Origin of the sequence: Verminephrobacter aporrectodeae subsp. tuberculatae At4, from assembly GCF_000193225.1 — a bacterium.
Classification (GTDB): Bacteria; Pseudomonadota; Gammaproteobacteria; order Burkholderiales; family Burkholderiaceae_C; genus Acidovorax; species Acidovorax aporrectodeae.
The window spans coordinates 1-290 of the sequence record NZ_AFAL01000860.1 but is presented as its reverse complement, the minus strand read 5'-3'; the positions used below and the strand labels follow the sequence as shown (position 1 = coordinate 290).

The following is a 290-nucleotide window of genomic DNA, read 5'->3' as shown; positions in this document are numbered from 1 at the left end:
GACAGCGACGTCACGCGCCTGGAATGGGACCGGGGCGGCAGCTTCATCACCCGCATCGAGCAGCCCGGCGGACGGCGCAGCCAGATCGAACACGACCCGCGCACGGGCCTGATCACCCAGGTGAGCAACGAACAAAACCAGCAAACCCGATTCCGCTACAACAGCACCACCCAACTCATCAGCACCCGCAGCACGGGCCCGGGCAGAAGCCGACCCCAGGAACAAAGCTACCGCTACGACGCACTGGGCCAGCTCAGCGAAACCGGGCAAGGCAGCCTGGACGCAGACAA

Annotated in this window: 1 protein-coding gene; it reads left to right on the top strand. The window is 65.5% G+C overall.

Features of this window, described 5'->3' with window-relative positions; all coding sequences use genetic code 11:
* Nucleotides 1-290 (top strand): hypothetical protein (locus tag VTU_RS34165; protein WP_010109079.1); only part of this gene is annotated, 290 nt, incomplete at both ends.